Here is a 21,852-nt window from a genome sequence, read left to right as displayed (position 1 = left end):
CTTGATCGCCTACAGGCGGTCTCTGACCTCGGCGGCCTTGGGTTCGCCCAGCTCCTCGAACAGCGCGGCCGACTCGATCCAGCACTTCTCGGCGCCGCGGCGGTCGCCGAGCCCGTGCAGCGCCAGCCCCAGGTTGTCGAGCGACTCCGCCTGCCCGTACACGTCGCCGATCTCGCGGAACGTCTCCAGGGCGCGCTCGATGTGCGCCACGGCGCTGGGGAAGTCGAGCAGACCCCGGTGGACCTCGCCGATGTTGTTGAGCAGGATCGCCTCGCTGTACGGGTCCTTGATCTCCTGCCGGATCTCCAGCGCCCGCAGGTACCGCTCCAGCGCGGCGTCGTAACGGCCGGCTTCGGCGTGCAGCAGGGCGATGTTGTTCAGCGTCACCGCTTCCGAGTGCAGGTTGCCCAGCTCGCGGGCGATCGAGGCGGCCCGTTCGAAGCACTCCAGCGCGTCGTCGGGGCGCTGCTGCACGAGGTGGACGATGCCGAGGTTGTTCCACGTCGGCTCTTCGCGTTCGCGGTCGCCGATGGCGCGGAAGATCGCCAGCGCCCGCTGGTAGCTGTCGACGGCCTCGTCGTGGCGGCGCACCTCGCGCAGCGCGATGCCCAGGGTGATCAGCATCCGGCCCTCGGCGGCGCGGTCACCGGCCGCGCGGGCGGCTCGAAGCCCGACCTCGTGGGTGTCGAGCCAGTCGGTCCAGTGCTTGCGGAGGTTGAAGAAGTCCCACAGGCACTGGGCGAGCGTCCAGGCCCGTTCCGGCAGGTCGTGCTCGGCGGCGTCGCGGACGGCGGCCACCAGGTTCGCGCGTTCGGTGTCGCACCACAGCAGGGCGGCGTCGCGGTCGGCGAACGTCCTCGGGTGCACGGCCGGGTCGCAGGTGCCGATGTCGAGCTTGCGCTGCGGGTTGAGCCGCCGCACGGCCTCCCACGACGTCCGCACGTACCAGTCCAGCACGCGGCGGCGCGCGAGTGCCCGCGCCGGTGGTGGCTCGGTGGCCGTGACCTGTTCGACGGCGTAGGCGCGCAGCAGGTCGTGCAGTCCGTACCGGCCGGGGGTGTGCTGCTGGAGCAGGTGTTCGTCGAGCAGCGTCTCCAGCAGGTCGCCCGCCTCGTACGCGGTCAGGCCGGCGAGGGCGGCGGCGGACTCGGCGGTGACGTCCTCTCCCGGGTGGAGTCCGAGGAGGCGAAACAGGCGCCTCTGGTGCTCTGGCAGGGCCTGGTACGAGAGGTCGAACACGCCCCGTGCACCGAGACCGCCCCCTCTTTCCAACTGGGACACGAGGTCCAGCACCGTCCACTGAGGACGCCGGGCGAGCCGTTTCGCGGCCAGCGCCACGGCGATCGGCAGGTGCCCGCACAGCTCGGCGACCCGTGCCGCGGCCTCGCGGTCGGCGTCGACCCGGTCGGCGCCCGCGATCCTGGCGAGCAGCGCGACGGCCTCGCCGGTCGTGAAGACGTCGAGCTGGACCGACTTCACGCCGTCCAGGTGCAGCAGGGTGCGGCGGCTGGTGATCAGCACCGTGCAGGTGGGGCTGCCCGGCAGCAGCGGCCGCACCTGGTCCTCGCCCGCGGCGTTGTCGAGCAGCACCAGCGCGCGTCTGCCCGCGAGCCGGTCGCGGTAGAGGGCGGCGCGTTCCTCCAGCGACTCGGGGATCTGCCCGCCCGGCACGCCGAGCAGGCGCAGGAAGCTCTCCAGCACCGCCGCCGGGTCGGACGGCAGCTCGTCGGGGTCGAAGCCGTGCAGGTCGGCCCACAGCTGCACGTCCGGGTACCGCTCGGCGAGCCGGTGCGCGGCCCGCACGGCGAGCTTGGTCTTGCCCACCCCGGCCATGCCCTCGATCGCGGAGATCACGACGGTGCTCCGCGGTCCCGGTTCGCAGAGAGCGCGCAGCTCGGCCTCACGCCCGGTGAACTCGGCGATGTCCATCGGCAGCTGCCGGTAGGCGTTCAGCGCCGCGGCCGAGGGCGCCCTGCTGGCCAGGATCACCTGGTGCAGCTGGCGCAGCCGCGTGCCGGGTTCCACCCCGACCTGCTCCACGACGTGCTTGCGCACCGCCGTGTACGCCTCCAGGGCCTCGCCGCGGCGGCCGGACCGGTCGAGCGCCAGCATCAGCTGCGCCCACAGCTCCTCGCGCAACGGGTGCAGCGCGGTCTCCCGGCGCAGCCGGTCGATCACGTCGTCGAACCGGCCGAGCTCCAGCGCCACCTTCGCGTACCGCTCGACGGCCGTGAGCCTGCGTTCCTGCAGCCGGGTCAGCTCGGCGCGCAGCAGGGGACCGGCGTCCAGCTCCGCGGTCGGGATGCCGCGCCAGCGGGCCAGCGCCCCGGCGAACGCCTCGGCCGCCGCCTCCACGTCGTTGCCGGCCAGCGCGGTCTCCCCGGCGCGCACCAGCTCGTCGAACGCGTCGAGGTCCAGCTCACCGGGCTCGACGACGAGCAGGTAGCCGTGGCCGGGCCTGGTGAGCAGCCGGTCGCCCAGCGACCGGCGCAGCCCGGCGACGTACGTGCGGAGGTTCGACTCGGGGGAGACCGGCGGGACGTCCCACACCGCGTCGGTCAGCTGAGCCACGCTCACCGCCTGGTTCGCGTGCAGCAGCAGCATCGTCAGCACCGCGCGCTGCCGCGGCCCTCCCAGCTCCAGCGGTGCGCCTTCCCGCCGTACCCCCAGCGGGCCGAGCAGCAGGAACTCCACAGGCGTTTCTCTCTCCTCGACGATCAAGAACTGTCGGTACGGCCATCCTCGCGCACGAACGTGCGGTCTGTGCGCCGCCTGGGCGAAATCTGTGCGGCGCCGGTGGCACCGTGGGTCACGGAGCCGGTACCTGTGCCGCCAGACCCGAGTTCACCTGGGATTGGGGGTCGGCACAGCCACCGGTTCCTCTCCCCCCAGAGCCAGGCCGGCGTGTGCACGTCACCACGCACGCCGGCCACCTCTTCCTCGAGACCGGTGGCCCGGCCGGGTCCCCAGACTGAAACCGGGCCACCACCTCGTGGCCGGTCGTGCGACTCCGACGTCACCGGCACCCGGTGCGGTTCCCCCGGCTCACGGGTGGGGCACCCGTGCCGTCGCGCGGACGTCGCCGAGCCCGCGCGCGACCAGCACGTCACCGCCCCGCAGCGGCTGCCAGCCGCCCGACCAGACCCGCTGGGTCCTGGCCGAGCACCGCACCTCGACCAGGGCGGTCTCGCCCGCCGGGACGTCCACGGCGGACCAGCCGATCAGCCGGACCGGCTCGCCGGACGGTCGCAGGTAGACCTGCACGACCTCCCGTCCCGGCCGCTGCCCGGTGTTGGTGACCGGCACCGACACCACGTCGACGACCCCGTCCACAGTGGACGCGGTGGCGGCGCCGTACTCCCAGGTCGTGTAGCCGAGGCCGTGGCCGAACCAGAACAGCGGACCGGACGCGCCCCGGTGGCCGAGCGCGGTGCCCTCGGCGTAGACCAGCTCACCGTCCACCGGCACCACGGGCGCCGCGCCGGAGTCGGTGCGCGGGAACGTGGTGACGAGCCGCCCGGCCGGTTCGACGTGCCCGAGCAGCGCGGCGGCCACGGCGTCACCGGCCTCCTGACCGGGGAGACCCGCCCACAGCACGGCGTCGACCTCCTCCAGCCACGGCATCAGCACCGGCGTCGCCGCGTTCACCACGACGACCGTGCGCCGCGCGGCCGCTGCCACCGCCGTGACCAGCGCGTCCTGCTCGCCGGGCAGCGCGAGCGTCGTCTTGTCGAAGCCCTCGGTCTCCTGTTCCTCGGTCAGCCCGACGACCACCACCGCCACGTCGGCCTCGCGTGCCGCCCGCACGGCGGTGCCGATCGCGTCGGCGGCCGGGCGGGGGACGGGCCGGGCGATCAGGCCGACCAGCGCGGCGGCCTCGCGGACCGTGGCCGTGATCCGGTCGCCGGGCGCGAGCAGCACCTCGGTGGTCCAGTGCGGCGGCTTCAGCAGCGCCTCCTCGACGACGCCGCCCGCCCAGGCGAGCCGGGTGGTGTGCGTCTGACCGGCGACCTGCACGGTCCAGGCGCCGAACCCGCGCACGCCGACGAGCATGCGCGCCGGTTCCGCCAGGACGACCTCCCCGGACACCTCGATCGCCGCGGCGCCCTGCGCCCAGCCGCCGAACGCCGACAGTTCGGCGACCTCCATCTCCCGTGACGCCAGCACCTCGCCGGACGCGTCGTAGGTCGTGGCGCGGATGTTCCGCAGCACCCCGGCCGAGGGGGCGGCGTACCGGTCCCGCACCTCCACGCCGTCCACGACGGACACCCGGTCGCCCAGCAGCGACGTCAGTCCCTCGGCGACGCTGATGACGTGCGGCGGGCGCACCCCGGCCGAACCGCCACCCTGTGCGACCGTGTCGACGGCGTGCCGTCCGATCAGCGCGACCCGCGCGGACTCGTCGAGCGGCAGCACACCGGAGTTGCGCAGCACGACCATGCCGCCCGCGGCGAACCGGCGCAACTGCTCGCGCCGGAGGTCGCTGTCCGGTGCGGGCAGGCCGGTGGGCCACGTCCGCTCGCCGCCGAACGCCCCGGTCCGCGCCGCCAGGAGCAGCAGCCGCGCCAGGTGCCCGTCGATGACGGACTCGGCGACCTCGCCCGCCTCGACCGCGGCGACGAGCCCCTCCTCCCACGGGCCGCCGGGACCGGGCATGACCAGGTCGAGACCGCCGTTCGCGCTGGCCGCCGCCGACTTCGTGGCGAGCCAGTCGGACATGACGAGGCCGTCGAAGCCCCACTCGCCCTTCAGCACGCCCTCGACGAGTTCGGTGTGCTCGGTGGCGGGGACGCCGTTGACGTTGTTGTAGGCCGCCATGACCGCCCACGGCGAGGAGTCCTCGACGACGATCTCGAACGGCAGCAGGTACAGCTCGCGCAACGTCTTCTCGTCCACCACCATGCTCGCGGTGCGCCGTTCGGTCTCGGACTCGTTGGCCACGTAGTGCTTCGGCGTCGCCGCGATGCCCTTGTCCTGCAAGCCCCGCACGTATGCGGCGGCGAGCACGCCGGTGAGCAGCGGGTCCTCGCTGTACGCCTCGAACAGGCGGCCGCCGAGCGCCGTGCGGTGCAGGTTGATCGTCGGCCCGAGCACGACGTGCACCCGTTGCGCCGCGGCCTCGTCCGCCAGCACCTCGGCGGCCTCGCGGGCCAGCGCCGGGTCCCAGTGCTGGGCGAGCAGCGTCGCGTTCGGCAGCAGGCAGGCGGTCACCCCGCCCCGCAGCTCGGCGCCGCGGACACCGGTCGGGCCGTCGGACATCCTCAGCGACGCCAGCCCGATGCGCGGCTCGTCGTGCAGCGCGAACAGCGCGGACCCGGTGAGCAGCCGCACCTTCGAGGGCAGGTCCAGACTCGCGATCGCCTTGTCGATGTCCATGACAGCGAGCAAACCACCAACGGCGCCCGGCATCCGGGTGAACGTTCAGGCCGTGGCGAGCCTGGCGCTCTGCAGCACGAACCGGTCCCACGGCCGGCGCGGGTCGCGTCCGGTCAGCGCGGTGATCCGCCGGAGCCGGTAGCGCACCGTCTGCGCGTGCACGCCGAGCCGTGCCGCGACCTCCTCGGCGCTGCCCGCCGTGAACAGGGCGTCGAGCGTCTCCAGCAGGTGCGCGTGCGCGGCCGGGGTGAGGCCGCCGAGCACGGCCGACGCGGTGCGTTCCGGGTCCGCGTCCGGCCGTCCCGCCAGCAGGGCCAGCACCTCGGCGTCGCCGCGGTCGAAGACCGTGCGGTCGGCGAGCACGGCCGCCGGAACCCGTTCCAGGCACGCCCTCGCCAGCCGGTACAACCGCGGGGCGTCGTTCGCGCCGATGCCGGTGAGCACGCAGCACTGCGCACCACGCCGTTGCAGCACGGGCCGCAGCGCCGCGACGTCCACGTGCTCGGCGACGACGATCCCGGCACCGTCGATCGCGGCGTGCATCACGGGTTCCGACGCGGCGGGCAGCACGGCGCCGGTGGCCTCGGCGGAGCGCAGCACGACGACGGTGAACCGGTGCGGCAGCCGCACCTCCAGCTCCCGCAGCCGGGCGGCGAACGCGCCCTCGTGCGAGTGCCTGCCCAGCACGAGGTCGAGGACGAGCCGGGTGAGCGCGCGGTCGCGGTCGCCGCTGATCGTGGTCCCGGCCGCCTGGTAGCCGTCCTGCAGGGCGTCGGCCAGCCGGTCGTCGGCGGCCAGCCACACCCTGGCGAGCCCCGCCATGTCCGCGGCGGTCAGCTCGTCGCCGAACCGGTCGGCGACGTACCCGATGAACGCGCGGGCGGCGACCCGGTAGGAGCGCAGGATCACCGGCAGCGGCCTGCCGTCGCGCGCCCGCACGGCGCCGACCCCGCGGAACCGCAGCGCGTCCTCCTCGGTGAGCGACGTGCCGGTCCTCCACAGCTCCAGCACCCGGCTGACGTTCCACCGGATGTTGGCGCGCACCTCCTCCAGCTGGACCGGGTCGAGCACCTGGTAGCCGGGGATCTCGGCGAGGATCACGCCCAGCAGGTGCTCGACGAGCTCGGCGTCCCTGGTCACCAGGCGACGCAGCTCGTCGTGCGAAACGGGCACGGCACACTCCTTGTCAAGGTCTGACAAATCTAGCTGTCAGGAGTTGCCAAGTCATCTGGCTCTCCGGGCGTGTGCGGGAGCACAGTTGCGCCGCAAGGTCAGACGGATGTGGAGTGTGCGCGTGGACACCGATGTGATCGTGGTCGGAGCCGGGCTGGCGGGACTCACCGCCGCGGCGGAGATCGCCGACGCCGGCAAGAAGGTGCTGCTGCTGGACCAGGAGCCCGAGCAGTCGCTCGGCGGGCAGGCGTTCTGGTCGCTCGGCGGCCTGCTCTTCGTCGACAGCCCCGAGCAGCGGCGCATGGGCATCAAGGACTCCCGCGACCTGGCCTGGCAGGACTGGCTCGGCAGCGCGCAGTTCGACCGCCCGGAGGACGAGTGGCCGCGCCGCTGGGCCGAGGCGTACGTCGACTTCGCGGCGGGCGAGAAACGCGCCTGGCTGCGCGGCATGGGCCTGAAGGTCTTCCCGATCGTCGGGTGGGCCGAACGCGGTGACGGCAGGGCCGACGGCCACGGCAACTCCGTCCCCCGCTTCCACATCACCTGGGGCACCGGACCCGGTGTCGTGGAGCTGTTCGAACGGCGGGTGCGCGCGCACGCCGCGAGCGGCCGCATCATCATGCGGTTCCGGCACCGCGTCGACGAGCTGGTCGTGGACAACGGCACCGTGACGGGAGTCCGCGGCAGCCTGCTCGCCCCGAGCACGATCGAACGCGGCCAGGCGTCGTCGCGCGACGTGGTCGGCGACTTCGAGTACCGCTCGCAGGCCGTCGTCGTCAGCTCCGGCGGCATCGGCGGCAACCACGACCTGGTCCGCGAGGTGTGGCCCGCCCGGCTCGGCACCCCGCCGAAGACGATGGTCGCGGGCGTCCCCGCCCACGTGGACGGGCGGATGATCGGCATCACCCGCGCCACCGGCGCGCGCGTGATCAACGAGGACCGCATGTGGCACTACGTGGAGGGCCTGCGGAACTGGGACCCGATCTGGGAGAACCACGGCATCCGCATCCTGCCCGGCCCGTCGAGCATGTGGCTCGACGCGACCGGCCGGCGGCTGCCCGCCCCGTACTTCCCCGGCTTCGACACCCTCGGCACCCTCAGGCACCTGCGCGGCACCGGCTACGACTACTCGTGGTTCGTCCTCACGCAGAAGGTGATCGAGAAGGAGTTCGCGCTGTCCGGGTCGGAGCAGAACCCCGATCTGACCGGCAGGGACCTGAAGCTGCTCCTCAAGCGGGCACGCGGGTACCCGACCTCGCCGATCGAGATGTTCAAGAAGCACGGCGACGACTTCGTCGTCGCGGACAACCTCACCGATCTCGTGAAGGGCATGAACAAGGTCGGCGACGGCGAGCTGATCGACGAGACCGCCCTGCGCGGGCTCCTGGAGGCCCGTGACCGCGAGCTCGGCAACCAGTTCACCAAGGACGCGCAGATCACCTACCTGCAGCAGCACCGCTCCTACCGCGGCGACCGGTTCATGCGCACCGCCAAGCCGCACCGGTTCCTCGACCCGGCGAACGGCCCGCTCATCGCCGTGCGGCTGAACATCCTCACCCGCAAGACCCTGGGCGGCCTGGAGACCGACCTGTCCGGCCGCTGCCTCGTCGACGGCACCGAGCCCGTTCCCGGCCTGTACGCGGCCGGTGAGGCCAGCGGGTTCGGCGGCGGCGGGATGATGGGCTACAACGCCCTGGAGGGCACTTTCCTCGGCGGCTGCCTGTTCTCCGGCAGGAACGCGGGACGGGCCGCGGCGGCCGCGATCGTCTGACCCGCGCCGGGCCCGGGTTCGTCCCGGGCCCGGTTCACAGGTCGTTCAGCAGCCAGCCGACGTCGCGCAGCAGCGCGTGCCGCCAGCCCGCCCGGTCGTGCCCGGCGGGCGAGCGGTTCACCCGCACGGTCGCACCGGCCCGTCCGGCCAGCTCCTCCACGGCCGCGCAGTGCCGGTGCATCCGCGGCTCGTGCTCGCCGGCGTCGAACGCGACCCGCAGGCCGCTCAGGTCCGCGTCCCGCAGCCGGACGGCGGTGTCACCGCCCGCGGGACCGTCGAGCGAGATCCCCTTGTCCGGCAGGTCGCGCGCGTACCAGAAGGAACCGGACTGGCACGCCACCCGTGACACGAGCGCCGGGAAGTCCAGCGCCGCCTGGACCGCGCTCAGCCCGCCCAGGCTCTGCCCCGCCACCACGAACCGGGCCGGGTCGACCGTCACGCCGTTCTCGTTCAGCAGCGGCAGCAGCTCGTCCCGGATCGCCTGCCACAGCGCGGGAGAGCTGTACTCGGCGTCGCGGTCGCGCGGGGTGGGCAGGAAGACCAGCGTCGCCGACGGCGTCTCGCCCGCCTTCACCGCCGACTCGAACGCGGCCGTGAACGGGTGCACGTACATCCAGTCGTCGCCGTCGAGCAGCAGCACCACCGGTTCGCCGCCCTGGTGCACGCGGACGGTCTTGCGGCCCAGCGAGCCGGTCCACCGCACGCGCAGCGACGGCACGTCGAACACCTCGTCCGGCCCGGCGACCGGCCAGTGCGGCTGGGGCTCCAGGTCCGGGGTCGTGAGGATCGACCGGTTCGGTCCTGCCGCGTCCGGGTTGAGCGGGTCGGCGTGCTCCTCGCCCTCGGCGTCCACGAAGTGGTACGTCACCCGCAGCCGTGGCGGCAGCTCGACCTCCGCCGACCACAGGTCGCCGTCCTCGCGGGTCAGCTCGACCGGGTCCAGCACGCTCTCGAACCTCAGCGTCGCGGGACCGCCGCGCCACTCGAACCTCGTCACCGGGCCACCGCCAGCTGGTAGGAGGAGTCACGGCCGAGCAGCTCGCGGTGCGTGCCCTCACCCGTGACCGCGCCGTCGTCCAGGACGATCACGCGGTCGGCGGCGTCGAGCAGCGCCGGGCTGCTGGTGATCACGACGGTCGTGCGGCCGCGGCGCAGGTCCCTGACGTTGCGTGCGATCAGCTGCTCCGTCACCGCGTCGACGGCGGTGGTCGGGTCGTGCAGCACCAGGATCTCCGGGTCGGCGGCGAGGGCGCGGGCGAGCGACAGCCGTTGCCGCTGGCCACCGGACAGGTTCGCGCCGCGGTCGCGCACGGCGTAGCCGAGGCCCTCGGCGTGCAAGGCCACCACGTCGGTCAGCATCGCCGCCGACACCGCCTCGTCCACCTTCGTGCTCGTGCCCGCGGGGTCGACGTTCTCCCGCAACGTCCCGGCGAACACCTCGTGGTGCGACGGGTTCACCAGCAGGAACGCGCGCAAGCTCTCGATCGTCAGCGACGCGAGGTCCTGCTTGCCCACCCGGACGACGCCCTCGTACGCGTCCGGCGGCGTCTCCAGGGACAGCACCGACACCAGTTCGGCCGCCGCCTGCGGCTGGTAGGCCGCGATCGCCACGAGCTCGCCGGGCCGCACCGAGAAGGTGAGGTCCCGCAACGGCCCGCACGAGACGGACTCGACCTCCAGGCCACCCTCCGGTCCGGGCACCTCGGTGCCCGGCGTCAGGCGCGGGGGAGCGGCCAGCACGAGCGCCATCCGGTCCGCCGACGCCCGCGCGATCATGATGTACTTCGGCATCTCGGAGAACAGCTTCAGCGGCTCGATCAGGAACTGCGCCAGGCCGACGGCCATCACCAGCTGACCGATCGTGATGGACCCCTGGAACGTCAGGTACCCGGCCCACAGCGTCACCGCCGCCGCCAGCAGCGAGTTCAGCGCCAGCGCCAGTCCTGCGTACACGCCGTTGACCCGCGCCACCACGATCGACTGGCGCTTCGCCTCGGTGCTCACCCGCCGGTACGACCGGAACGCCGCGTAGCTGCCGCCGAACCCGTGCAGCGGCCGCAGCCCCGCGATCAGGTCCGACACCTTCGCGCCCGCCCGGGCCACCTTCGCCTGCTGGACCTGAGTGTTCGCGCCGATCCGGCGGGACAGCACGCTCAGCACGGTCAGGATCGTCACCGTGCCCGCGAACACCAGCACGCCCAGCGGCACGCTGATCACCGCCAGCACCACGCCCGTGATCACCACCGACACCAGCGAGCTGACCAGCAGCGGCACCACCTCGATGATGTCCGCCGTCTGGTCGGCGTCCTCGGTGGCGACGGTGAGCACCTCACCGGACTTCAGGTCGATGTCGCGGGCCACCGGCTGCAGCCCGCGGTCCGCGACCGCGACCCGCCACCGGTGCGCCTCGGTGGTGTTGGCCTTCTGCAGGATCCGCATGCCGAACCGCCACGAGTACGACACGGTCGCCATGACGAGCCCCAGGCCGAGCAGCGCGAGACCGAGCGAGCCGACCTCACCGCCGCGCAGCGCGTACTCGACGATCACGCCGAGCAGGATCGGCACGGCGGTCTCCGCCGCCTGGTAGCACCCCATCAGCAGGGTGCCGGACGTCATGGCGCCGGCGTTGCGGCGCAGGGCGGTCCGCAGGATCTCCTTGCCGCAGCGGACCTCGGGGCCGGTGCGGACTTCAGTGTTCGTCAACGTGGCGCGCAATCGCTTCGGGGGTGGAGAGGGTCAGCAGGTCGCGGATGGTCACGACGGGGCCGAACTCGCGGCGCAGCAGGCCGACCAGCCGCACCGCGAGCATCGAGTGCCCGCCCAGGTCGGTGAAGCCGCTCGTCATGCCCACCTCGTCCTCGTCGAGGTCGAGCGCCTCGGCGAACAGCTCCCGGACGACGACCTCCGTCTCGGTCAGCTCCCTGACCTCCCGCCGCACCAGCGTGCCCAGCGGACGGGCCTCGGGCAAGGCCGCGGTGTCCGCCTTGCCGTTGACCGTGAGCGGGATCGCAGCCACCGCGGCGAAGTGGGTGGGCCGCAGGTAGTCCGGCATCCCGGCGCCGACCTCGGCCGCGATCGACGCGAGGTCCGCCCCGTCGCCGAGCACCAGGTACGCGGCGAGCCGGTGCGCGCCGTCGACCTGCGGGTCGGCCTGCGCGACGGCCGCGACGAACCGGACCCCCGGATGCGCCGCGAACCGCGCCTCCACCTCGCCCAGCTCCACGCGGTGCCCGCGGATCTTCACCTGCTTGTCGGTGCGGCCGAGGTAGAGCAGGTTGCCGTCGGGCCGCCGCACCACCAGGTCGCCGGTCCGGTACATGCGCTCACCCGGCACCCACGGGCACGCCACGAACCGCTCCGCCGACTGGCCGGGCTGCCCGAGGTAACCGCGTGCGATGCCCACACCGGACACGTACAGCTCGCCCGGCACGTCGTCCGGGACGGGCCGCAGCCACGCGTCGAGCACGTACACGTCGGTGTTGTCGATCGCCACGCCCACCACCGGGTCAACGCAGTCGAACGTGCCGACACCGAGCGTGTTGATCGTGTACTCCGTCGGCCCGTACAGGTTGTAGCCGACCACACCGGGAGTGTCCGCGAGCAGCTGCCACAACGCCGGCGTGACGGCCTCACCGCCCAGCAGCACCAGGGCGGGCTTGTGCGCGGCGGCCAGCAACCCCTCCGCCACCAGCTGCTGCGCGTACGTCGGCGTCACGTTGATGACGTCGATCTCGTGCTCCAGGCAGTACTCGACCAGCCCGGTCGCGTCGCGGCGCAGCTCCTCGTCGCAGATGTGCACCTCGTGGCCGTCGGCGAGCCAGAGCAGCTCCTCCCACGACATGTCGAACGCGAACGACACGGTGTGCGCGATCCGGAACGTCCGGTGCCCGTGCTCGGCCAGCACCGGCCCGAAGATCCGCCGCTGGTGGTTGACCAGCATGTTCGTCAGGCCCGCGTACTCGGTCACCACGCCCTTGGGCTTGCCGGTCGACCCGGACGTGTAGATCGTGTAGGCCGCGTGCCGCAGCCGGTCCGGGTCGTCCGGCGCGAAGGTGACGACCGGTTCCGCGTCCGGCCACGGCTCGTCCAGCGTGAACGTCTCCCCGCAGATCCGCGGCGCCACCGCGCTCGTCGTGATGACCAGCGACGGCCGGGCGTCGTCGATGATCGACGCGATCCGCTCGTCCGGGTGGTCCAGCTCCAGCGGCACGTACGCCGCGCCGCAACGCAGGATGCCGAACAGCGCGACGACCCAGTCCGGCGACCGCGGCACGGCGATCGCGACCGACGTCTCCACGCCGATCCCCTTGCCGGACAACACGCCCGCGAGGTGCCGGCTGCGGTCCCGCAGCTCGGCGAACGTCATCGTGCTGCCGTGCGACACCAGCGCGACCCGGTCCGGGGTGCGGTCGGCCGCCTCGTCGAACAGGTCCACGACCGTCTTCGTGCCGAAGTCGTTGGCGGGGTTCAGCTCCGGCTCCGGTCCGGTGCCGCGGATCGCCCCCACCGGTCCTTCGGTCCCGGCGAGCTCTCCGAGCAGCCGCAGGTACTCGTCGAACAACCGCCGCGCGAACGCGGGTTCGGTGACCTCCGGCCGGTACTCCAGCTTGACCGTGAGCTGCCTGCCCGGCGTCACGACCCAGGTGAACGGGTAGTGCGTCGAGTCCTCCGACTCGTGCGCCACGATCCCGTTCGCCGCGTTCAGCTCGTCGAACGTGTCGTCACCCAGGAAGTTCTGCAACACGAACAGACTGTCGAACAGCTGGTCGTGCCCGCTCGCGCGCTGGATCTCCCCGAGCCCCAGGTGCTCGTGCTCCATCGCCGCGACCCGCGAAGCCTGCACCTTCGCGAGGAACTCCGCCGCCGTGTCGTCCGGCCGCGCGGACACCCGCATCGGCACGGTGTTGAGCAGCACACCGACGACGTCCTCCGTGCCCTCCTCCTCACGACCGGAGACCGTGACGCCGAAGACCGCGTCACCCCGCCCCGTCTCGCTGCCCAGCAACAACCCCAGCGCCCCGGTCACCACCGAGTTGAGCGTCACGCCGTTGCGCGCCGCCGCGTCCCTGATCCTCGCGGAGTCCTCTTCGGACAACGTCTCCACGATCTTCGTCGGCAACGTGTCCGACGTGGCGCCCGGGCTGAGGACGGTCGGCCCCGGCAGATCCGCGAGGTACTCGGCCCAGAACCGTTGCGCCGCCTCGACGTCCTTGGCCGCGAGCGCCCGGCAGCAGCTCTCGAAGCTCGGCGACGCCGGAGCCGAGTCGACCGCGTCCCCCGCGAGGAACGCCTGGTAGGCCCCGAACAGGTCCCGCAACACGATCTCGCGCGACCACCCGTCCCACAGCAACAGGTGGTAGCTGAACAACAACGCGTCCCGCCCGTCCGGCAACCGCAACACCGTGAGGCGCACCAACGGCGGCCTGGTGAGGTCGAACCCGGTCGCGCGGTCCTCGGTCCGAATCGCCTCGACGGCCTCCTCGTTCAGCACGTCGACCGTGCGCACCACGACGTCACCAGCGCCACCGAGCACCTGGACCGGCGTGCCGTCCTCGTCCTCGAAACCCGCCCCCACAACGGGATGCCGCGCGATGACGTGCTTCATGGCCTTGCCGAGCGCCTCGACGTCGACCCGCCGGTCGAACGCGAAGTAGCTCTGCGCCACATAATGCCCACCGGCACTGAGCGCAGCCTGGAAGTAGAGCCCGCGCTGCAACGGCGAAACCGGCGCCTTCCGGCTCGCCGTAGCTTCCGCAACCCGTTCGAGCGCCAGCAACCACCGCGCCGCGACCTCGTCCGACACGTCCTCGCCCAGCGCGAACACAGCCCGCAGACTGCCGCCGTCCACCCAGCAGTTGACCTCGACCGCGTACGGACTCGGCCGCTGCCCGGCGTCCACGTGCAGCGCCTTGTCCTCGCTGCCCCGCCCCAGGTAGTTGAACAGCACCTGCGGCTTGGCCAGACTCGCCAGAACCGGTGCCGTCTGCGGGTTGAGGTACCGCAACTGCCCGTACCGGACATGCTCTTCCTCGTCCGGCTGGCGTTCGGCCAGCTCCCGCGCCGCCTCGACCGGATCGGTGTGCGGGCTGAGCCTCACCGGCGCGATCGACGTGAACCAGCCGACCGTGCGCGTGTAGTCGTGGTGCTCCTCGACCGGAACACGCCCGTGCCGCTCCAACTCGATCGTCAGGTCGGTGGGGGTGGCCTGGATCTCGGTGAGGGCCGTGCGGAGGGCACCGCACAGCAGTTCGGTCAGGCCCAGGTTCAGCGCCGTCGGAGCCGTGTGGACGACCTTGCCCGTGATGTCGGCGGCCAGGGTGACCGTCACCTCGCGCTGGGCGCCGACGGCGGGGGTGAGGGGCGGTGCGTCCAGGGCCTCGATCCAGTGGCGCAGGCCGGTGGCGGACTGGGCTCGGAGCGCCAGGGCGCTCGTGTAGGTGCCGAACGGGGTGGTGGGCGGGGCCAGCGGCTTGCCCTCGATGGCGGTGGCCAGGTCGTCGAGGAGGATCACCCAGGAGACGGCGTCGACCGCCAGGTGGTGGATCACCACGACCAGGGTGTCCGGTAGCCAGGTGAAGGTGGCCAGGACGCCGGACTCCGGGTCGAGGCGGGTCGCTGCCTCTTGGGCGGCGGCTCGAGGGTCTCCGGTCTCGCTGGTGGCCACCAGCGGGGCTCCGGAATTGTCAGACCCGCTTGGGACGATAGGAGTGGGGACCCGATCCCCCCAGGGGGCCTGCCAGTCCGAATCGATTCCGAACGACCACACGCCGTCCTCGACGACCAGCCGCATCCGCAGCGCCGCGTGTGCCTCCACCACGGCCCTGGCCGCGCGTTCCGCGGCTTCGAGGCTCGGGCACGGCACCTGCCGCGCCTGCGCGAACCGCCGCAGGTCGCCCCCCAGCTCGCGCTGCCGCAAAACGATCGGCGTGGGCACCACCGGACCGTCCACGGCCTCCACGACAGCCGCGGGAGCCGGAGCCACCGCGAACCGGGCCGCGAGCGCGCGGGGCGTCTTGTGCAGGAACAGGTCGCGCGGCGCGAACCGCAGCCCCTGGGCGCGGGCACGGTTCACCACCGAGATCGCGATGATGCTGTCCCCGCCCGCCGCGAAGAAGTCCGTGTCGGCGTCCACCGAGGACCCCGGCAGTGCCTCCGCGAACAAGGACACGAGCGAATCCAGCGAACCAGTCGGCTCGTCCACGCCGACCGGCTCGCTCACACGAGCCTGAGCCTCCAGAGCCTTCCGGTCCAGCTTCCCGTTGACCGTCAAAGGCAGCGCGTCCAGGAACAAAACCCGCTGCGGCACCATGTGCGCCGGCAGCCGCTGGCCCACCACCGCGAGATCGGAAGGCGTCCCCACGACGTGCGCCACCAGGTGATCGGAGGTGTCCGCCACCGTCACGGCCACGTCGACCACGCCGGGCACGGAGCGGATCGCCGCCTCCACCTCGCCCAGCTCGATCCGGAACCCCTTGAGCTGCACCTGGTCGTCGGCGCGGCCGACGAACTCCAGCGAGCCGTCCAGGCCGCGGCGGGCCAGGTCGCCCGAGTGGTACATGCGCGCGCCGTTGCCCGCGAACGGGTCCGCGACGAAACGGGTCGAGGTGAGGCCGGGACGGTTGTGGTAGCCGAGGGAGAGCTGCGGGCCGGACACGTAGATCGCGCCGACCTCGCCCACACCGACCGGGCGCAGTGACGAGTCGAGCAGGTAGGTGCGCAGGCCGGGGAGCGGGCCGCCGATCGGGCTGACGTCACGGCCTGACGCGAAGTCCGCGGCGTCGAGGACCCGGTGCGTCACGTGGACCGTGGTCTCGGTGATGCCGTACATGTTGACCAGCTCGGGGCGGTGGCCGTAGCGCTCGACCCAGCCGGAAAGACGGGACAGCTCCAGGGCTTCGCCGCCGAAGATCACCCGGCGCAGTGCCGTCAGTGGTTCGCTGTGCCGGTCGGCCTCGATGAACTGGTAGAACGCGGACGGCGTCTGGTTCAGGACCGTCACGCCGCGGGCGCGGACGAGTGCGTGGAAGTCGACCGGCGACCGGGTCAGGCCGTGGTCGGGGACGATCAGCTCGCCGCCGTGGACCAGCGCGCCCCACAGCTCCCAGACCGCGAAGTCGAACGAGTACGAGTGGAACTGCGTCCACACGTCCGACGGGCCGAAGTCCATGTCCGGCTGGGTGTTCGCGAGCAGCGTCACGACGTTCGCGTGCGAGACGACGACGCCCTTGGGCTTGCCCGTCGACCCGGACGTGTAGATCACGTACGCGGGGTTGCGCCAGTCGAACGACGGCAGCACCGCGTCGCCGGGCTCGTCCTCGCCGTGCACCAGCACCCGCGCGGTGACACCGGCCGCGGCCAGCAGGCGTTCGAAGCGGTCGCGCTGGTCGCGTTCGACGAGCACGACCTGCGGGGCCGAGTCGGCGAGGACGTACTGCAGCCGCTCGTCCGGGTAGGCGAGGTCCAGCGGCACGTAAGCGCCACCGGCCGACACGATCGCCACCAAGGAGACAACCTGCTCCAACGACCGGGGCATCGCGACCGCGACGCGCTTGTGCGGTCCCACTCCCGCGTTGACCAACGTGCGGGCGAGGGCGTCCTTCGCGTCGGCCAGCTCGCCGTACGACAGGGTCTCGGAACGCCCGTCGAGGTGGCACATCGTCACGGCTCGCGCGGACGGGTCCCGCCGGGCGGCCGTGTCGAACAGTTCGGCCAGCGTCGTCGGCGTGACCTCGGCCGCGGGGCGGGCGGACGACAGGTCCGGCACCGGCACGTCTTCCAGGCGCAGCAACGAGTCCAGCGTCTCGGTGAACGCCCGCAGGATCGTCGAGGCGTCCCGCACCACGGTGGTGTCGTGGATCAGGTTGAACCGCAACGAGCCGTCACCTCCGCGTTCGACGACGAGCGTCAACGGGTAGTGCGGCGCGCCCTCGTTGACGACCTCGGCGATCGTGAAGGAACCCTGCAACGACGTCACGTCCGTGGCGACGTCGAAGACGACCAGCGTGTCGAACGCCGAGCCGTGCGGCGCCTGCCGACCGATGCGGGTCAGCGAGACGTGTTGGTGCGGCAGCACCGCCGTCTGGTGCGCGCGCACCGAGTCCAGCAGTTCGCGGGCCGAGGTGGACCACCGCGTGCGCACGGGGATCGTGTTGATGAACAGGCCGACCATCTCGGCGATGCCCGGCACGTCCGCGTCACGACCGGACACAGTGGACCCGAACACCACGTCCCGCTTGCCCAGCAACGCACCCAGCGTCACGCCCCACGCGCTGTGCACGGCGACGCTCAACGGCACACCGGCCGCGCGCGTGCGCTCGTCCAAGTCGGGCGCCGCGTCCACGACCGCGTCGGCGAAAAGCTCGGACGGCGTGTGCTCCGGCGCCACGACCGAAGGGCCCGGCAGTCCGGCGAGTTCCGAGGCCCAGACGCGGTCGCTCTCCTCGGCGTCGGCGTTCACCAGCCAGCGCACGTAGTCGGCGTAGCTGCCGCGCACGTGCACCGAACCCGGCTTGTCGTACTCGGCGAGCAGGGCGCGCAGCATCGGCGGCACCGACCAGCCGTCCGCGATGATGTGGTGCACGGTCTGCACCAGCACGTACCGCTGAGGTGCGGTGCGGATCAGCGTGTACCGCATCAGCGGGCCGCGCGCGAGGTCGAACCCGGTGGCGCGGTCGCGTTCGGCCAGGTCGCGGATCTCCTCGCCGGTCATGCCCTGACCGTCCACAGTGGAAAAGTCCGGCCGGACGCCCGACTCCAGCACCGACACGACCCGGCCGTCCGCGAGTGAGACGAACCGGGCTGCCAGGTTCGGGAACAGCTCCAGCACGCGCGTCGCGGCGGCTTCGAGGCGGCGGGCGTCGACCGGGCCGGTCAGCGTCAGCAGCTGCTGCTCCACGTACCGGTGGGCGGAGGAGTCGTCGAAGACGGAGTGGAAGTACAGGCCCTCCTGCAACGGCGTCAGCGGCAGGACGTCGCGCAACGCGGGGGAGTCGAGCGCGTCGACGTCGGCCTGGGTGAGCGGCAGCAGGTCGAAGTCGCTGGGCGAGTGGCCGCCGAAGGTCAACGCGGCCAGCGCCTCCAGCGTCTCGGTGAAGTACCCGCCGATTCTCGCGACATCGGCGCCGGTGAACACGCCGGACGGCCACGAGATGACCGTGACCAGCTCCAGCTCGCCGTCCGCACCGGGTTCGGCCGAGGCGTTGAACTCCAGCGCCCGCGGCAGCCGCATCGCCGGGTCGCGCTTCTCGCCGAGCTGGCCCGCGTTCTCCGCGAGCTGCCAGTCGCCGGTGGCGCCACCGGCGAACCGGCCCAGGTAGTTGAACAGCACCTGCGGGCGCGGCACGTCGAACCGCTGGTCTCCCAGGTACTTCAGCGCGCCGTACGAGACACCGTTGCCCGGCACGCGCGCCAGGTCCTCCTTGACGCGCTTCAGCGCCGACGGCAGGTCGTCGACGTCGACCGGGTCCACGGTCACCGGGAACAGCGTCGTGAACCAGCCGACCGTGCGGGACAGGTCCGGGTCGAGCGGCACGAACCGGCCTTCCCGGCCATGTCCTTCCAGCTCGACGTGCGCGAACGTCTGGTCCTGGCCGTTGTCGCGCCGCCACTTCGCCAGTGCGACCGCGAGACCGGTCAGCAGCACGTCGTTGACCTTGGCGTGGAACAACGCGGGCACGTCGCCGAGCAACGCCGCGGTGGCCGCCGAGCCGACGGTGACGGTGCGGACCTGCTCGTGCGCGACGACGTCGTCGTCCGTCAGCTCGCGCCGCCCGAGCAGCTGGTCCACACCGGGCAACGGCCGTTCGTAGTAGGCGCGGTCGGCCGTGAAATCGGCCTGTTCCAGCAACTGGGTCCAGCGCCGGAACGACGTGCCGACCGGGGGCAGCTCCACCGGTCCACCGGCCGAGACCTGCTGCCAGGCCAGGGCGAGGTCGTCGAACAGGATGCGCCACGAGACGCCGTCGACCACGACGTGGTGGATCACGAGGACGAGCTGCCGGGCCTTCGGCCGCCACACCGCGCGCAGCATGATGCCCGCGTCCGGGTTCAGCCCTTCGGTCGCCGCGGCGACACATTCCTCCAGCGGCGCGTCGCACTCCTCCCACAGCGCGCGCCCGTCCGGCAGGACGTCGAACGACCACCGCGGACCCCTGACCAGCTTGGCGCGCAGCATGTCGTGCCGCGCCACGACCGCGTCGAGGATGCGCGACAACGCGTCCGCGGTCAGCTCCGCGGGGGTGTTGAGCACGACGGACTGCACGAAACCGTCGATCGCGTCGGTGGTCTCGCCCAGCCACTGCACGATCGGCAGCCCGGCGACCGGTCCGGTCGGCACGTCGTCGTGGTCGGCCACCGCGCCACCGTCCAGCGACGCGACGGCCGCCAGCTCACGGGGAGTGCGGTGCACGAAGATCTGCGTGGCCGTGACGAACACGCCTTCGGCGCGCAGCGCGGACAGCAGCGAGATCGCCAGGATGCTGTCGCCGCCCAGCTCGAAGAAGTCCTGGTCCGCGCCGACCTGCGGCAGGCCCAGCACGGACGCGACCGCGGCGCGCACAGCCGCCTCGGTGTCGTTCTCGGCGGCGGTGACGGGCCCGGTCTCGACCACCGGTTCCGGCAGGGCGCGGCGGTCGAGCTTTCCGTTGGCGGTCAACGGGAACTCGCTCATCACCACGATGTGCGCGGGCACCATGTACTCGACGAGGTTCTCCGCCGCCCACTGCTTCACGGCGTCCGCCGTCAGGTCGTCGTCGGAGGGGACGACGTAGCCGACGAGGTAGTTGCCGCCCGCCGAGTTCTTCCTGACCACGACACAGGTGTGCCGCACCCGCGGGTGCTCGGCCAGCGCGACCTCGACGTCCTCCAGCTCCAGCCGCATGCCGCGGATCTTGACCTGGTTGTCGACGCGGCCGAGGAAGTCGAGCGAGCCGTCCGGCGCGAACCGCGCCAGGTCACCGGTGCGGTACAGGCGCGAGCCGTCAGAAGCGAACGGGTTCGCCACGAACCGCGACGCCGTCAGACCAGGCGCGTTCACGTATCCGCGCCCCAGCAGGAACCCGCCGATGTACAGCTCACCGCCGACGCCGACCGGGCACGGCCGCAGCTGGTCGTCCAGCACGTACAGATCGGTGTTCGGGTTCGCCTTGCCGATCGACGTCGACAGCCGCTCGGCCTCACCGCGGTAGATCACGTGCGAGACGCCGATCGTCGCCTCGGCCGGGCCGTAACCGTGGTACATCGGGATGTCGAGCTGCGTGCGGAACCGGTCGTACAGCTCGGGGGTGAGCACCTCGCCACCGCACCACACGTGCCGCAGGCTGGCCAGCTCGCCGTCGCCCGCGATGTTCAGCAGCACGTCCAGCATCGACGACACCAGGTACACGAACGTGACGCGGTGGCGCGCGATCGTGGCGAGCAGGTGGTGCGGGTCGCGTTCGCCGCCGGAGCGCACGACGACGGTCCGGCCACCGCACACCAGCGGCAGGAATATCTCGTTGATGGAGATGTCGAACGACAGCGGCGCCTTGAACAGCGACGCGTCGGACTGTCCGAAGTGGAGGATCTGGTGCACCTGCCACAGCAGGCGCTCGCTGATCGCCTCGTGCCGGATCATCGCGCCCTTGGGGCGGCCGGTCGAGCCGGACGTGAACATCACGTACGCGAGCTGCGCGCCCCGGATCACGACGTCGGTGGGGTCGGGGGAGTGCTCGCCGAAGGCCCAGTCGCCGAGGTCGACGGCGACCGCTTCGGGTTCGCCTTCCTGACCGGTGCCGAGCAGCAGCACCACCTGCGCGTCGGTGATCACGGACTCGCGGCGCGAAGCGGGCCACCGCGGGTCGAGCGGCACGAACGCACCACCGGCCTGCGACACCGCCAGCAACGCGACGACCATCTCCGCCGAGCGGTCCAGCGAGATGCCGACGACCTGCTCGGTGCCCAGGCCGCGGTCGAGCAGGTGGCGGGCCAGCTGGTTGGACCGCGCCAGCACCTCGCCGTAGGTGAACGCGCGGTCTCCGTCGTTGACCGCGACCGCGTCCGGGCGCTGCCGGGCCTGCTCGCGGAACAGCTCGACGATGCTCGGCCGCTCGCGCGGGAAGTCGTTGTCGTTCCAGCGGGCCAGCTCCGCGAGCCGTTCCCCGGCCGTCTGCGCGGTCAGCGTGCCCAGGGCGCGGTGGGGGAACTCGGCCAGGTCGTCCACAACCCGTTGTGCCACAACGGGGTCCGCGCCGGAAGGAACGGGGATCGCCCACCCGCCCGGCACTTCGGCGACCTCGGACCGCTGCCCCTTGTCGGCCCACACGAGCACGTCGCCGAACTGCGTGGCCGGCGTCAGCTCCAGTCCCTCGACCTCGAACGAGGGGTCCGCCCAGTGGTGCAGGGCCACGGCGGTCGCGACGGCGACGGTCCGCTGCGGGTACTCACCGGCACGGCGCCGGACGGAGGCGATCCGGGCGGTCGAAAGAAGTACGTCACGGTCGGCCATCTGTTCCATCGACGACTCAGCCATCCCTTCACGGTCGGTGAAGGTAGCC

The 21,852-nt window shown here is 72.3% G+C and carries 7 protein-coding genes; 1 reads left to right on the top strand and 6 read right to left on the bottom strand.

Annotated elements, in window-relative coordinates; genetic code table 11:
• Positions 1-9: 9 nt before the first annotated feature.
• The 3 genes from BLT23_RS08830 to BLT23_RS08820 all read right to left on the bottom strand — a co-directional run bounded on the left by BLT23_RS08830 (position 10) and on the right by BLT23_RS08820 (position 6,549).
• A complete protein-coding gene (locus BLT23_RS08830) occupies positions 10-2,694 on the bottom strand; it encodes an AfsR/SARP family transcriptional regulator (protein WP_090047420.1) in 2,685 nt (894 codons plus the stop codon).
• Between the two features lie 351 nt (positions 2,695-3,045).
• Positions 3,046-5,376, bottom strand: a complete 2,331-nt coding sequence (locus tag BLT23_RS08825; RefSeq protein WP_245743836.1) for a glycoside hydrolase family 3 protein — start codon at positions 5,374-5,376, stop codon at positions 3,046-3,048.
• Positions 5,377-5,421: 45 nt separating this feature from the next.
• The gene (locus tag BLT23_RS08820; protein ID WP_090047416.1) at positions 5,422-6,549 is read right to left on the bottom strand and encodes a PucR family transcriptional regulator; all 1,128 of its coding nucleotides are present in this window, start codon (positions 6,547-6,549) and stop codon (positions 5,422-5,424) included.
• Positions 6,550-6,655: 106 nt separating this feature from the next.
• Here BLT23_RS08820 and BLT23_RS08815 point away from each other — a divergent pair, with 106 nt between their 5' ends.
• The gene (locus BLT23_RS08815) at positions 6,656-8,320 is read left to right on the top strand and encodes an FAD-binding dehydrogenase (RefSeq protein WP_090047414.1); all 1,665 of its coding nucleotides are present in this window, start codon (positions 6,656-6,658) and stop codon (positions 8,318-8,320) included.
• A 34-nt stretch (positions 8,321-8,354) separates the two neighbouring features.
• On the opposite strand, the gene BLT23_RS08810 is transcribed toward BLT23_RS08815, so the two are convergent.
• The 3 genes from BLT23_RS08810 to BLT23_RS08800 are packed head-to-tail and all read right to left on the bottom strand — an operon-like array spanning position 8,355 to position 21,827.
• On the bottom strand, positions 8,355-9,317 hold the full coding sequence (locus tag BLT23_RS08810; RefSeq protein ID WP_090047410.1) for an alpha/beta hydrolase-fold protein: 963 nt from the start codon (positions 9,315-9,317) through the stop codon (positions 8,355-8,357).
• Positions 9,314-11,023, bottom strand: coding sequence for an ABC transporter ATP-binding protein (locus BLT23_RS08805; protein ID WP_218133682.1), 1,710 nt, complete (start codon positions 11,021-11,023; stop codon positions 9,314-9,316). The genes BLT23_RS08810 and BLT23_RS08805 overlap by 4 nt, the downstream gene beginning before the upstream one ends.
• A complete protein-coding gene (locus BLT23_RS08800) occupies positions 11,010-21,827 on the bottom strand; it encodes a non-ribosomal peptide synthetase (RefSeq protein ID WP_218133681.1) in 10,818 nt (3,605 codons plus the stop codon). The genes BLT23_RS08805 and BLT23_RS08800 overlap by 14 nt, the downstream gene beginning before the upstream one ends.
• Between the last annotated feature and the right edge of the window lie 25 nt (positions 21,828-21,852).

The sequence above is a fragment of the Lentzea fradiae genome (assembly GCF_900100955.1).
In the GTDB taxonomy this organism is placed as follows: Bacteria; Actinomycetota; Actinomycetes; order Mycobacteriales; family Pseudonocardiaceae; genus Lentzea; species Lentzea fradiae.
Note: the sequence above shows the minus strand (reverse complement) of the source record. Positions and strands in the feature narration are given on the sequence as shown.